The sequence below is a fragment of the Flagellimonas hadalis genome (assembly GCF_007785775.2).
GTDB classification, from domain to species: Bacteria; Bacteroidota; Bacteroidia; order Flavobacteriales; family Flavobacteriaceae; genus Flagellimonas; species Flagellimonas hadalis.
In genome coordinates this window covers 330,555-344,906 of sequence record NZ_VNIK02000001.1, presented here as the reverse complement: position 1 = coordinate 344,906, position 14,352 = coordinate 330,555, and the positions used below count along the sequence as shown (strand labels likewise).

Sequence of the window (14,352 nt, the reverse complement as noted above, 5' to 3'; positions counted from 1 at the left end):
ATGAGTAATTGTAATTCTTCCAAACCAAAAAAATATTATGAAAAAAATCGGTTTTAAGAAACTACCCTTGGGACAACCTAAAAAAATTTGGGCCTTACTGGGCCTCTTGATATCAACAATCTACTTTGGGGGTCTTTTGGCAAATCGGGACAAGACCCCAAACCTCAATATGGAAGAGGAACTTTACGCTCCTTCTATTTCCATTGTGAAAACAGGTGTTGCAAGAAGCTTGTCGGGAGGGCCAGGCTGTGACCGTATCGAATACACGATTACCGTTACCAACACCAGTACCAATGCTGAAGTGTTGGGTGGCATAATGGTAGATGTTGACCTTCTCGGTGTGCCTCCAATAGTAGGGCCAGACCCAGGAAGTGATATCAACAATGACAATGAAATGGATCCCAATGAGGTGTGGACCTATACCATTTTCTATACTGTTCTGGAGGATGACATTATCAATGGACAGATAGTCAGCCAGGCCAATGTCATTGCAGATGTTCAGGGACAACCTGGCGTTACGGTCTCTGATTCGGTACAGTCGGCATTGGACATGACCGCATGCCAACCAGCAATATCTGTCATCAAAATACTTGGAAGGGCAAACTGTACCACTGCGCAATACAGCTTTCAGGTAGCCAATGAAGGAACCTTTCAAATATTGGAAAACGTGGTGCTTAACGATCCACTTCTTGGAGGTGACTTGGGTGGACCAAGTTCTGGAGACGACAATAACGTGGGGTTCCTTGACCCAGGAGAAGTTTGGATATATACACCTCCGGTTTATAACATTCAATCAACAGACATTATAAATGGACAAGTAGTCAACCAAGCTACGGTAACAGCTCGATCTCAAGATTTTCCGGGTATCGTGGTATCTGATCTTTCCGACGATGACAGTCCGTTGCAAAATGACCCAACAGTACTAGATCTTACCCCTTGCCAAGGAGCCATTTCAATTGTAAAAGCTGGAACAGCCGTTGCGGATATTGATGGTGGTATGCCTGGATGCAACATTATCATATATCAGTTTACAGTAACCAATGAAGGTGATGTTGCGCTTGATAATGTGGAGGTTGTGGATCCGTTACTGGGAAATACCTCCCCCACCCTTGATTTCGGCGATCTTAACACTAATGGACTTCTTGATCCAGGTGAGATTTGGCTCTATTCTGCAATCTATAACATTACCCCAGATGACATTGACAATGGTCAAGTGGTCAATCAAGCCACAGCAACAGCCAATGTACAAGGTTTTCTGGATGTAATTGTCTCTGATCTATCCGACGACGACAGTCCGTTGCAGGATGAACCTACAGTAATAGACCTTTCGGCATGCCAAGCAGGTATATCTTTGATCAAAACGGGACAAGCTCTGGACTTTTCAGGGGCCCCTGGTTGTGATGTGATCCAATATACCTTTGAAGTAAACAATACCAGTATCTTCTATGACTTGGACACTGTTGTCCTTAATGATCCATTCTTGGGCGGGGTATTACCAGGACCGGATTCAGGTGATACCAATAACAATAATATACTTGAAACATATGAAACCTGGATTTATACTGCCTTATATAATATTACGGAAGCAGATATTACAAATGGACAAGTGGTCAATCAGGCGACGGTCACTGCAGATGTGCAAGGCCTTCCAGGTGTCATGGTTTCGGATGATTCCGATGATAACAGCCCTCTGGAAGACGACCCGACCATTGTTGACCTTTCCGCTTGCCAACCTGGTGTTTACGCAATCAAGACCGGACAGGCTCTGGATTTCTCAGGGGCCCCAGGTTGTGATATCATCCGATATACGATAGAGGTTGTCAATTCCAGTTGGATCTTTTCCCTCGATAATGTAGTCGTCAATGATCCACTGTTGGGCGGAGATTTGACAGGTCCAGATCCAGGCGAGGATGTAGGCGATGATGGCATATTGGCCCCAGGCGAAACATGGACATTTACGGTCAATTATGATATTACAGAGGCGGATATTACAAACGGGCAGGTGCTAAACCAAGCTACGGTAACTGCTGATGTACAAGCACAGCCAGGTGAAACCGTTTTCGATCTATCGGATAATGACAGCCCATTGGAAGATGAACCTACCATAGTCGATTTGTCACCGTGCAACCCAGGGGTGTACGTGATCAAGACAGGACAAGCATTATCCATATCGGGAGGGCAGGGTTGTGATGTAATCCAATACAGTTTTGAAGTGGTGAACTCCAGTTGGATCTATACATTGGAAAATATAGTTCTCAATGATCCTCTCTTGGGTGGGGCTCTGTCAGGTCCAGACTCAGGGGATGACAACAACGATACTTTCCTCGATCCGGGCGAAATATGGATATACAACGCTACATATAACATCACCCCGGCAGATATTATAAATGGACAGGTAATCAACCAAGCTGACGTGATTGCTGATGTTCAAGGCCAACCTGGCGAAACAGCATCCGACCTATCGGATAATGACAGCCCAACAGAAGACGACCCAACAGTGGTAAGTTTGGCCCATTGCCAAAATCCAGGACTGGGACTGATCAAGGAAGGATTGGTCATTGATGTGAACGCCGATGGTTGTATGGAAAGTATACTCTACACCTTCAACTTGACCAATACGGGAGATGTGGATCTCTATGGGGTCTTTATAGAAGACCCCTTGTTCGGAGGCCAAATACCCGGTCCTGTCAATGGAACGGATGCCAACGATGATGGTGTACTATCCGTAGGGGAAACATGGACGTATGAGGCACTTTATGCCATTACGCAACAAGACATCAACAATACTTTTGTCAACAACCAAGCCTCAGCAACAGGATTTACCAATGTGAACACCTTGGTGGAGGACCTGTCCGATGATGATAGTCTTTTGGAGGACACTCCAACACAGACGCCTGTTCCCAATGATGCCTGCACCGATGGCCCCCAAATCGGACTTATCAAAGTAGGTATATTGGTGGATATCAATGGGGATGGATGCGTCGAAAGTGTGCTTTACAATTTTACCGTGACCAATACGGGCGGTATCGACTTGGATCAAGTTTCCTTGGAAGATCCATTGTTTGGAGGTCAAATACCTGGACCCCTAAATGGAACGGATACAAATGATGATGGTATTCTTTCCGTAGGGGAGACTTGGATCTATGAAACCCTATATGCCATAACACAACAGGATATCAATAATGCCGTGATCAACAACCAAGCCACGGTGACCGCTGAACCTGTTGGCTTTAACAACCAAGTTTTTGACCTATCTGACAATGATAGTTTGTTGGAAAACGAGATGACCAGCACAGTAATTCCTAATGATGCTTGCGCCAATGGCGGGGCCACATTGGGACTCATCAAAGTAGGCAACTTGATGGACATCAATGGGGATGGATGTGTCGAAAGTGTGCTTTACAATTTTACCGTGACCAATACGGGCGGTATCGACTTGGATCAAGTTTCCTTGGAAGATCCATTGTTTGGAGGTCAAATACCTGGACCCCTAAATGGAACGGATACAAATGATGATGGTATTCTTTCCGTAGGGGAGACTTGGATCTATGAAACCCTATATGCCATAACACAACAGGATATCGATAATGCCGTGATCAACAACCAAGCCACGGTGACTGCGGAACCTGTCGGCTTTGATAATCAGGTTTTCGATCTGTCGGATAATGATAGTTTGTTGGAAAACGAGATGACCAGCACAGCAATTCCTAATGATGCCTGCACCAATGGCGGGGCAGGTATTGGATTGATCAAAGAAGGAACGCTCATCAATGTGGACCTCGATGAAAATGCTTGTATTGATAGTATCATTTATGTCTTCACAGTTACCAACACGGGCAGCACAAATCTTGTGGATGTTTCCCTACAGGATCCATTATTGGGAAATAATGTGTTAGGTCCTATTTCAGGCAGCGATCAGGGCGAGGATGGCATCCTTTCCGTAGGAGAGACATGGACGTATGAAGTTGTATATGCCATTACACAGGATGATATTGATAATGGGGTCGTGGTTAACCAAGCTACTGTAACGGCGGTCGTCGAAGGATCCAATAACCAAGTCTTCGACCTATCGGATGATGACAGTTTGGCACAAAATGAACCCACTAGTACACCTGTTCCAGCAAATGCCTGTACCAATGGAGGTGCCAGTCTAGGCCTTATCAAACAAGGGGTACTTCTGGATACCAATGCTGATGGTTGTGTCGAAACAGTACGCTACACCTTTACTGTAACGAATAATAGTCCAAGTGCTTCAATTGATAACATAGTTCTGATGGACCCATTCTTGGGTGGTCAGGTCACAGGTCCTGTAATTGGAAGTGATGACAACAACGACGGTATCCTGTCCGCCAACGAAACCTGGACATACGAAGCCAACTATTACCTAGTACAAGCTGATATTGACAATGGCAACATTTTGAACCAAGCCGTTGTTACTGGGGAACCAGTTGGATTTGATATTCAGTTGATGGATTTGTCCGACAATGACAGCTATACTGAAAACGAGATGACAGAAACCATTGTTCCAAGTGACGCTTGTACGGATGGTGGTACTCCAATAGGGTTTGAAATCTTCAACGGTATCACACCAAACGGCGATGGCTCCAATGATTATTTCCGAATACTCGGCATCGAAAACTATCCGGATAACCAATTGAAGATATACAACCGTTGGGGAGTGCTGGTCTATGAAAGCGAGCAATATGGCCAAGGCAATAATCTGTTCTATGGCATCTCTGAAGGTAGGGCCACTTTCCAAAAGGATAAGGAACTCCCAAGCGGCACCTATTTCTACATATTGACCTTCACAGGGACCAATCCAGGAAAAGATAGCTACTCAGGATACCTATATATCAATAGGGACTAATACAACGGAGCATTTCAATAATGAAAAACCAAGAATTTTTAGACAAGAAGATGATTTTGAACAAACATAGGAACCTTTGGCTATCTGCCTTTGCCCTCTTTGCTGTCCTGTTTTCCGGTATTGCCCAGCAGGACCCACAATACACGCAATATATGTACAATACCCAAGTCGTAAACCCTGCCTATGCAGGTTCTAGGGAGGCGTTAAGCTTTGGATTACTGGGCCGAACCCAATGGGTAAGCCTTGAAGGTTCTCCGGAAACGGGAACGTTTACGGTCAATTCCCCGGTGGGGCTCTATGATAACATGGGACTCGGCCTTTCCGTAGTCTATGACAGGATAGGCCCCGCAGTGGAATCCAACGTGGCGGTGGACTATGCCTATTCCATCCGTTTTCTCAATGAAGCCAAACTGGTGCTTGGGTTGAAGGCGGGTCTGGACATGTTGGATGTAGATTACAGCAAACTCAACATCTTTGATGCCAATGACCCCCATTTCCAAAACAATGTGGATAATAGGCTACAACCACAGGTCGGGGCGGGAATGTACTACTACACCGATAAATTCTACGCAGGGCTATCCGTTCCAAATTTTCTGAATTCCAAGCATTATGATGAGAGTTCGTTGGAAAATGCCAATGTAAATGATATTGCCATTGAGCGTTTGCACTATTTCTTGATTGCTGGCTACGTTTTTGACCTGAACGAAAACTTGAAGTTCAAACCTGCTACATTGTTTAAATATGTAAGTGGTTCACCATTGCAATGGGACATGTCCGCAAATTTCTTGATCAATGAAAAGTTCACTTTGGGAGCATCCTACAGATGGAGCGCCTCCGTAAGTGCCATGGCTGGATTTCAAATCACAGATTCCTTTTTTGCAGGATTGGCCTACGATTACCAATCCACAAACATCGAACGGTATAGTGACGGCTCCTATGAGGTGTTTCTCCGCTTCGATATTTTCAACAGATCGGACAGGATAGTAACCCCAAGGTTCTTTTAAAAATAGTTTAGGATGAAAACAGGAAATATAAGATACATCACACTGATTGCACTTTTGTCCATCAGTATTTTGAGTGCACAAGAAGGCAAGGTCAAAAAAGCGGATGAGCAGTTTGACAGCTACGCTTACATCGATGCCAGAAAGATATATCTCAACGTTGTGGAAGATGGCTATGAATCTGCACAAGTGTTCAAGAAATTGGGGGACACCTATTATTTCAACAGCGAGTATACCGAAGCGGCAAAATGGTACAAAAAACTGGTGCAAAATTATCCCGATGAGGTGGAACCGGAGTATTATTACCGCACGGCACAATCGTTGAAAACCATTGGGGAGTATAGTGAGTCTGAAAAAATGATGGAGAAATATACAGCCTTGTCCGGTAACAGCAAGGTGGCTGCAAACCTGCAGAACACCATGGTTTCCCTAGAGGACCTGACAGATATAAAAGCTGGCAAGTATAGGGCCATAAACATCACCGAGGGGCTTTCCAGTTCAGATTTTGGACCTACTTTCCACGGCAACAAAATTGTGTTTGCATCCTCTTCCAAAAATACCGAAGGAGGCAAGACCCATGATTGGAACGGTCTCCCCTATTTGGACCTTTTTGAGGCAGAAATAGGGGAAAATGGAACTTTGGAAAATCCCGTGGCACTTCATGGTGACATCAACTCCCCATACCATGAATCCTCTGCCACATTCACCAAAGATGGCAAGACCATGTACTTTACGCGGAACAATTACATCGATGGTAAAAAGAAAAGGGACAAAAAACGTCTGGTCAGCCTGAAAATATACAAGGCCGTTAAAAAAGATGATAATACTTGGGGAGATGTGGAAGAATTGCCATTCAATAGCAATTCATATTCTGTGGCCCATCCTGCACTGAACAATGATGAGACCCGATTATATTTCTCTTCGGATATGGAAGGTTCCCTTGGAAGATCAGATCTTTGGTATGTGGACATCATGGCGAACGGACAATATGGTCAACCCGTTAATCTTGGGCCAAAAATCAACACGGAAGAGCGGGAAAGCTTTCCCTTTGTGAGTGGAAATGATAACCTTTACTTTTCCAGTGATGGGCATATGGGTCTGGGCGGACTTGATGTTTTTGTGGTTTCATTGAACGGCAATGGTCAGTTCAAAACAGTGACCAACCTGAAAGCCCCCATCAACTCCAGCCAGGATGATTTTGGTTTCATCATAGATGAATCCAGTAAAACAGGCTATTTTTCCTCCAATAGGGAAGGTATTGAAGGCAGTATTTCCGATGATATATATGCCTTCAATGAGAATTGTGGTGTCATCATCAAAGGAATTGTCACTGATGAAAAAACCGGTAGACCCCTTGAAGGCTCATTGGTCACCCTTTTGGATGAAAACAATGAGGTTGTTTCCCAAAAGACCGTTCAAAGCAATGGCGCCTACAGTTTTGAGGGCATAGCCGATTGCGGCACACAATACGCTGTTAGGGCCTCCAACAATGAAATGGACTACCAACCCAAGGAAAAGACTTTGACCACACCAGTTGGAATGATGGCCACACAGGTAGATCTGGCCCTTACCCCACCCGATTGTCCGGTCAATGACCTGGGATGCCGACTGGATCTACAACCCATTTATTTTGACTTTGACAAGCACAATATCAGACCAGATGCCGAAGTGGAACTTGCCAAGATTCTGCAGGCGATGAAAGAATACCCTCAATTGGTCATCCATATAGAATCCCATACCGATTCCAGAGGAGATGATAGTTATAACATGCAACTTTCCGACAGACGGGCCAAATCCACATTAGAGTGGTTGGTGAAAAAAGGAGTGGACAGGAACAGGTTGACCGCCAAGGGATATGGCGAATCACAATTGATGAACAAATGTTCCAATGGGGTAAATTGTTCAGAACAAGACCATCAACTCAATAGACGGTCCATGTTCCTCATAAAGAATTAAACCATCCTAAGCAGACTGCAACTTTCTGATAAATAGAAGGTTGCAGTTTTATCCATTTTTTTGGCACGCTGATTGATATTACTTGGTTGGATACAAATAATTGTATCTGGAACTTAAAACCTTGTAATATGAAAAAGTTAGTACTCATAATAGCAGCGGTTGCACTTGGAATCCCAAACATCCAAGCAGCAAAGACAGAAAACACGATTGAGACAAATTTTGTCCGTGGATACGGTAACTCATTCATCTTTGTGGAAGATGGGGTAACTTTTTCAGTTTATCCCGATGGTGAGTTCGACTTTTACATGGACAACAGGGTGAATGTGGGAATCGGTGCCCAGATTGGGAATGTAGGCATCACCTTCAACTCTGGCTACGACTATAACCCGTTTGTACAATATGATGACTATGGTGCAGTGATCCAAGTAGAGAACATTCCCATATTCTATGACTATTACGGACGTGTTTCCCAAATAGGAAATGTGGACATTTGGTATAACAACGGTAGGGTCCGCAGAATCGGTGGATTGCATATTTACTACAATGGAGGTGTTTTCAGCCACTATAACGGATATATCAACATCTATAACAGGCACTATGTGTACATGCCTTACCATAGGTACTTTATAAGACCGGCAATCGGGTTCTGTAATGTGTACACAAGACCCTACAGGAGATACTACGCCCCTGTTCGATACACCTATTATGCCCCATACAGAAACAATGTACGTAGAGCTTATGCCCATGTTGGAAAAGTATATAGAAACGATAACCGTTACAGAAGGGAGAACATTTACCGAAACGATAGTAGGGTCGCCGTCCGTGACAACAACACTGTAAGACGTTCCGACTCTGGTAGAAGTAATAGGTCCGTGGCCCAAAATAGCCAACGAAATGGAAGCCCGGCCGTTCGTTCCAACAATGCTAACAATAATGTGAAAAGGCAGGCTACATCACAAAGAACTGTGCAACGCAGCAGCAGTGCTTCAAGGAGCAATGTGAACAGTAGCAGGACAGTGACCCAAAAACAGGTGGAGCGCACCCCCAACACAAGGAGCGTTACCCAAAGAAAGGTCACATCGACCCCAGAACGCAAAACGGTATCGCGATCCACGACCACCTACAAAAAGCCTGAAACAAGGAGTTCATCCAGCAGTAGGCCAACGGTGAGCAGGGGAAATGATACCAAGAGAACATCAGTATCCAGGAGTTCTGGGAGCACAGTGAGTAGAAGCTCTGGAAATACAGCGAGAAGTAGCAGTGCCAGAACATCTTCCTCCAGAAGCTCAAGAGGAAATAATTAAAAATAGTTTTTAGGTTGGTTAGTTGTTTGCCCCGTGGTTGGATTTATCCGCTACGGGGCATTCTTTTTCAACCATTTTGATAGCAGACCGGATACATCTTCCGAAATGTTGAAACGGTACAAAATCCCCGCATACATCAGTACGATCAGTCCAGATTTTAGGATAATGTTCAAAATGGGATGGAAAGGAAACTGCACAAAGTAAAACAGCACTGACAATACCATCAATGCAGCCAACACTTTAAAAGTTCCTTGGGTGAAGGGAAGAATGCCAAATTTCATTTGTACAAAAACAAGCTTTACCAGATTGAAGATGAAAATCGATACAAAACTGGCCAGTGCTGCACCTTCCAGTCCCATACGGGGGATCAACAAATAATTGAGCACGATGGTCAAGATGGCCAGCCCTACCCCAAATACCAAAACCGTCTTATAATAGTGCGAATTGTACAAAATGGAATTGTTGTTCCCCAAAAGGGAATCTAACACTTTGGCCAAACCTATCAAAAACACGATGACAAAGCCACTCCTATAATTTTCAGGGATCAATAGATAAAGGTCGTTCAGGTTCAGTATGATCAGCACGAACAAAATCCCCGAAGCGATAAAAAGGGTCAGCGAACTTCGTTGGTACAGTTTCTTCAACCCAGCCATATCACCCAAATTCAAGAGTTCCGCTGTCAAGGGATAGGTGATCTGGTGCATCGCCCGCGAAGGGACAATGATCACCGTGGCAATATAGACGGCCACACTGTAATACGCCACATTTTCTATGCTGACAAATTGGTTCAGCATCACCTTGTCGATTTCCAATAAGATCAATGCGGCCGAACCTCCCAGAATAATCAAAAGGGAATAGTACAGTATTTCCCTAGTATGCTTTGGAAAGTGAAAATCCAATTTGGGATACCGAAGCGTAAACGCATATATTTTGATAATGACTGTCCGCAACAGGTGCAGAGCCACCAAAAGCTTCAAAAAAGTATCCAAGGATATCATCTCAAAATAAAACAGGGCCAACAAGATGGACACCCCTACCCTGATAAAAACCTCTTTCATGAAATTCCCGAACACAGATTTCATATGTACCCGGCACCAGGCATTGAACACTTCAAAATAGGCCATGGAAAGCCCAACCAAAAAGATGTACCACAAATAGTCCTTGACGATAGGGTTCACCTTGGAAATTAGGTCACCCAAAGGATTATAACCAAACAGGATGAGCAATGCCACAGGAACCACCCCAAATAATGGAGCTAGGACCATGAGGGTCAAAAAACCATCTTTTTCCTCTTCGGGGCAACTGCTATAAAATTTTACCATGGTATTGTGTACCCCAAAGGCCATCAACGGCATCAAAATGGCACCCGAAGCTAAAATGAACGTGACGAGACCATAATAGGCATCGGGCAATATTTTCGTGTAGAGGAAAAGTGTATTGATAGCGGCAATGAAAAAGCCGATATACGTGTACACAACGTTCTGAACTGATTGTTTGAGAACAATTCCCATTAGATAAATTTTGCCAAGGATTCCGTCAACGCCCTTCGGTGGTACTTTTCAATGTCCACAGAGCCACATTCCAAATTCCCTTGTTGATAGCGTGTGAAACTATCCAAAAGTACATTTTTTAACAAAGTGACATCGGCATGGGAACAGACCATACCGGCTTGTGCTTCCAAAACCATGTCGCCCGCTTCCCATCCGTCGGGCCCGATGGCCAAAATGGGACGTTTCGCATTCAGGTACTCGAAAAGTTTGCCTGGGATGATGCCTTTGGTCTCTTCGGAATCTATTTCCAATAACAAAAGTAGCTGCGATTTTTGCTGTACTTCCAATACCTCTTCATGGGACAGATAACCCATTTGCACCACATAGGCATCCAAACCAAAATCCTTGATGGATTGTAGGACTTCCTCGCCCACTACTCCGGCCAACTGTATCTTTACCAGTTTTTGGAACGTAGCATTTTCTTGAACCATTTCGCTGATAGCCTGCCAAAACCCTAAAGGGTTTCTCCCCGTCAGCAACGACCCGATATAGGAAATCGTGAATTCCGAGTCCAAGTCAACAGGCCGTAGTTCATCATCAAAACCGTTGGTGATCACCTTGATGGGCTTGGGCGTGATGGCCTCAAATTCCTTTTGGGTCGTACGGCTGGTCACTACCACTTTATCCGCAGAAACCAATACTTCCTTTTCCAGTTTTAAGTGTTTTTTGTGTGCAAATTGGGTCAAACGCAATTTGCTGTGATAGCCAATGGAAGTCCAGGGATCCCGAAAATCGGCAATCCATTGGACATTATATTTTTTCTTCAACCCCATTCCGATCATGTGTAGGCTATGGGGCGGTCCTGTGGTGATGATGGTTTGGATGCCTTCGTCAGCAATGAGTTTTGCCAAAAAAGAAATCGATGGTTTTACCCAAAATTTACGGGCGTCGGGGATGAAAAAGTTGCCACGGATCCACAGCAACAATTTCTCCAAAAAGGAAGGGTCTTTCTCTCGAATGATCCCCGAACTGATGGTCTTGGTCTTTTTCTTGGACAACAGCGATGCCAACCCATAAGGCTCCTTGATGGGTTGTTTGATGATTTTGACGCCTTTGGGGACTTCATCCATCAATTTTTCGTCCACAATGGGATAATTCGGATTTTTTGGGACATACACTATCGGTTCAAACCCAAATTCCGGAAGATATTTTACAAATTTTAGCCATCGCTGCACTCCTGGTCCCCCGGCTGGAGGCCAATAGTATGCTATGACCAAAACCTTTCGCATCAGGAGTCCTTGGATTTTTTGGGCACGAATGAATAACCAATGCCGCCCACAATGACCAATCCCAATAAAATACTGGAAATCAAGGTAATTTGACTGCCTGTTTCAACTACTTTGGGCTGGAACTTGAACTCGATTTCATGCGTTCCAGCAGGTATCTTCAACCCTCTCAAGGCATAATCCACCTTGTAGTGCGGTTGTTCCTCTCCATCAACATAGGCATACCACCCTGAGGGATAGTGCATTTCCGAAAAGACCGCAAAACCATCCTTTGGGTTGGAAGAACGGTACTTGATATGATCGGGACGATAATCCACTACCTCGATTTGGGCCAGTGAATCCACCTCGTATCGGAGTTTGGTCAACTTCGGATAGGTTTTGGTGTTCACAATGGCCTGTGTCTTGGAATTGAAATCCTTCAACTTCAAAATTTCTTCATTGGCAGAGGAAACCGGAATCAATTGTTCAACAAACCAAACGTTCCCATTGGCATCGTCGTTGATGGCGGGAAAACTATTGCCCTCTTCATCTTGCTGGATAATATATTTTACGTTGAGCATATTCAGCACCTGAAGGTTGTTTTGGTACAGATGGTACTCGAACAGGTTTTGAAGCGCGCGGGGTTTGGCGGCATGATAGCCCCCAATGGAATTGTGGAAATACGAGGTACGCGCCCCGTTTATCCCTTCTTGTGGATCGAACACCCTGAAAATGGAATCGTCCTGCTGGATCATCTGGTCTATCTGACTGGCCTGAAAAGGTTCGCTCATTTGACGTTGGCGCACAAAATTATCCTCGTTCACATAGCGACGGTCCACGCCCACCAAATCGAACAAGATCAATCCGCCCAATAGAAAGACAAAGGCATTCCTTCCCATTTTTTCCTTGATAAAGAACCATAGCGTGGCCGCGGCCAGCACCACATAGATCAAAGATCGTAGGGTATCGTTCACATAAACCGCTTTGCGATCGCTTTTGAGGATTTCCAATACGGCATCGCCGAAATATTGACGGTATTGATCGTCATTGGCCCCTGAAAAATCAAAAATGCCCATCAACAAAAAGAGGAAAGCGACCAATCCAAGGATGATGACAAAACTCCATTTCAAGGCTGCTACTTTTTCCTTTTGACCCACATTTGACCGGAACAGTTCCCTGAGCCCCAAAATTCCCAATGCGGGAAAACAGAGTTCCAAAACCACTTGGATTGAGGATACCGCCCTGAATTTGTTATAGAGCGGGAAATAGTCGATCATGAAATCCGTGAGCAATGGGAAGTTCTTACCCCATGAAAGCAAAAGCGACATCAATGCACCTGCCAACAACCACCATTTTTTCTTTCCCTTGACCAAAAACAGCCCAAGAACGAATAAAAACACGATAATCGCCCCAATATAGGCCGGTGCTGCAGGACCGGAGAATGGATGTGGGCCCCAGTACAGATAAAGCCCGGACACTTCGAGGGCCTGGCTGGGCGGCAGCCCTTGATCCACAAAATATTGATAAACTTTGGAATCCTTGCCTAAATTCTCTTGCCCTGTTCCCCCGAACAATCGGGGCGCAAAAAGGTCGAGGGATTCCGCGATGCCGTAACTGTATTGGGTAATGTACTCCTTATCCAGACCATTGGTCGCTTCCTTTGGACTGCCATCAGGGTTGATGGTGAGTTCCGATTTTCCCCTGGTACTCCAATCCGCATATTCCTTGGTGGCCATAATCCCCGTAGCATTGGTGGCAACACCCAGTACAACGGCCAGAATCAAGATGCCCACAGAAACAAAAAAATGTTTCAGTTGCTTTTCCTTGATGGCATAAATGAGTTGCACAAGACCCAGAAGCAACACCAGAAGCATAAAGTAATAGGTCATTTGGTAGTGGTTGGCAGTGATTTCCAGTGCCATGGCCACAGCCGTCAATATGAACCCCAATAAGTATTTCTTTCTGAAAACAAGCACAATCCCGCCCAAGACCATGGGAATATACCCGAGTGCATGTGCCTTCGCATTGTGTCCCACACCGAGAATGATGATGAGATAGGTGGAAAAACCAAAGGCCAAAGCCCCCAGTGCCGCCAATCTAAAATCGACCTTCAAGCAGAGCAGCAAAATATAAAAGCCAATAAAATACAGAAACAGATAATCCGCAGGTCTGGGCAAAAATCGGATGGTGCGGTCCAGTTTTTTTACATAATCGTTCGGGTAGTTGGCCCCCAATTGATAGGTGGGCATTCCGCCAAACGCACTGTTGGTCCAGTAAGACTCCTCCCCTGTCAGTTCCTTGTAGGCATCCCGTTCCTTGGCCATGCCCTTGTACTGGGCAATATCCGATTGGAAAATGGCCTTGCCCTGCAACACTGGATAAAAATAGAGCAATGAGGCAAGGACGAACAAACCGATTACACAAATATGGGTGATAATGGCTTTTGGGGAGAGATTCATGGATAGGTTT

At 44.8% G+C, this 14,352-nt stretch carries 7 protein-coding genes; 4 read left to right on the top strand and 3 right to left on the bottom strand.

The features are described 5' to 3' along the window. Nucleotides 1–37: 37 nt before the first annotated feature. The 4 genes from FOT42_RS01365 to FOT42_RS01350 all read left to right on the top strand — a co-directional run bounded on the left by FOT42_RS01365 (nt 38) and on the right by FOT42_RS01350 (nt 9,128). Nucleotides 38–4,867, top strand: coding sequence for a gliding motility-associated C-terminal domain-containing protein (locus tag FOT42_RS01365; RefSeq protein ID WP_151888777.1), 4,830 nt, complete (start codon nt 38–40; stop codon nt 4,865–4,867). A gap of 50 nt (nt 4,868–4,917) precedes the next feature. Next, nucleotides 4,918–5,871: a PorP/SprF family type IX secretion system membrane protein gene (locus FOT42_RS01360; protein WP_151888776.1), complete on the top strand. Its 954-nt coding sequence runs from the start codon at nt 4,918–4,920 to the stop codon at nt 5,869–5,871. Between the two features lie 12 nt (nt 5,872–5,883). Continuing rightward, on the top strand, nt 5,884–7,824 hold the full coding sequence (locus FOT42_RS01355) for an OmpA family protein (protein ID WP_151888775.1): 1,941 nt from the start codon (nt 5,884–5,886) through the stop codon (nt 7,822–7,824). 128 nt (nt 7,825–7,952) lie between these two features. Further along, complete coding sequence (locus FOT42_RS01350; RefSeq protein WP_151888774.1) at nt 7,953–9,128, top strand: hypothetical protein; 1,176 nt, start codon at nt 7,953–7,955, stop codon at nt 9,126–9,128. A gap of 50 nt (nt 9,129–9,178) precedes the next feature. On the opposite strand, the gene FOT42_RS01345 is transcribed toward FOT42_RS01350, so the two are convergent. Genes FOT42_RS01345 through FOT42_RS01335 form a run of 3 tightly spaced genes read right to left on the bottom strand, consistent with a single transcriptional unit; the run spans nt 9,179 to nt 14,342 of the window. Beyond that, nucleotides 9,179–10,639 (bottom strand): oligosaccharide flippase family protein, encoded by a 1,461-nt coding sequence (locus tag FOT42_RS01345; protein WP_151888773.1) that lies wholly within the window; start codon nt 10,637–10,639, stop codon nt 9,179–9,181. Continuing rightward, nucleotides 10,639–11,907 (bottom strand): glycosyltransferase family 4 protein, encoded by a 1,269-nt coding sequence (locus FOT42_RS01340; protein ID WP_151888772.1) that lies wholly within the window; start codon nt 11,905–11,907, stop codon nt 10,639–10,641. Before FOT42_RS01340 ends, FOT42_RS01345 begins: the two co-directional genes overlap by 1 nt. After that, complete coding sequence (locus FOT42_RS01335; RefSeq protein WP_151888771.1) at nt 11,907–14,342, bottom strand: YfhO family protein; 2,436 nt, start codon at nt 14,340–14,342, stop codon at nt 11,907–11,909. Before FOT42_RS01335 ends, FOT42_RS01340 begins: the two co-directional genes overlap by 1 nt. Nucleotides 14,343–14,352: the final 10 nt, after the last annotated feature.

Bases quoted from the DNA above. Each gene is read 5' to 3' on its own strand.
- FOT42_RS01345 (WP_151888773.1), bottom strand. From the start codon at position 10,639: ATGGGAATTGTTCTCAAACAATCAGTTCAGAACGTTGTGTACACGTAT.
- FOT42_RS01335 (WP_151888771.1), bottom strand. From the start codon at position 14,342: ATGAATCTCTCCCCAAAAGCCATTATCACCCATATTTGTGTAATCGGT.
- FOT42_RS01365 (WP_151888777.1), top strand. From the start codon at position 38: ATGAAAAAAATCGGTTTTAAGAAACTACCCTTGGGACAACCTAAAAAA.
- FOT42_RS01340 (WP_151888772.1), bottom strand. From the start codon at position 11,907: ATGCGAAAGGTTTTGGTCATAGCATACTATTGGCCTCCAGCCGGGGGA.
- FOT42_RS01360 (WP_151888776.1), top strand. From the start codon at position 4,918: ATGATTTTGAACAAACATAGGAACCTTTGGCTATCTGCCTTTGCCCTC.
- FOT42_RS01350 (WP_151888774.1), top strand. From the start codon at position 7,953: ATGAAAAAGTTAGTACTCATAATAGCAGCGGTTGCACTTGGAATCCCA.
- FOT42_RS01355 (WP_151888775.1), top strand. From the start codon at position 5,884: ATGAAAACAGGAAATATAAGATACATCACACTGATTGCACTTTTGTCC.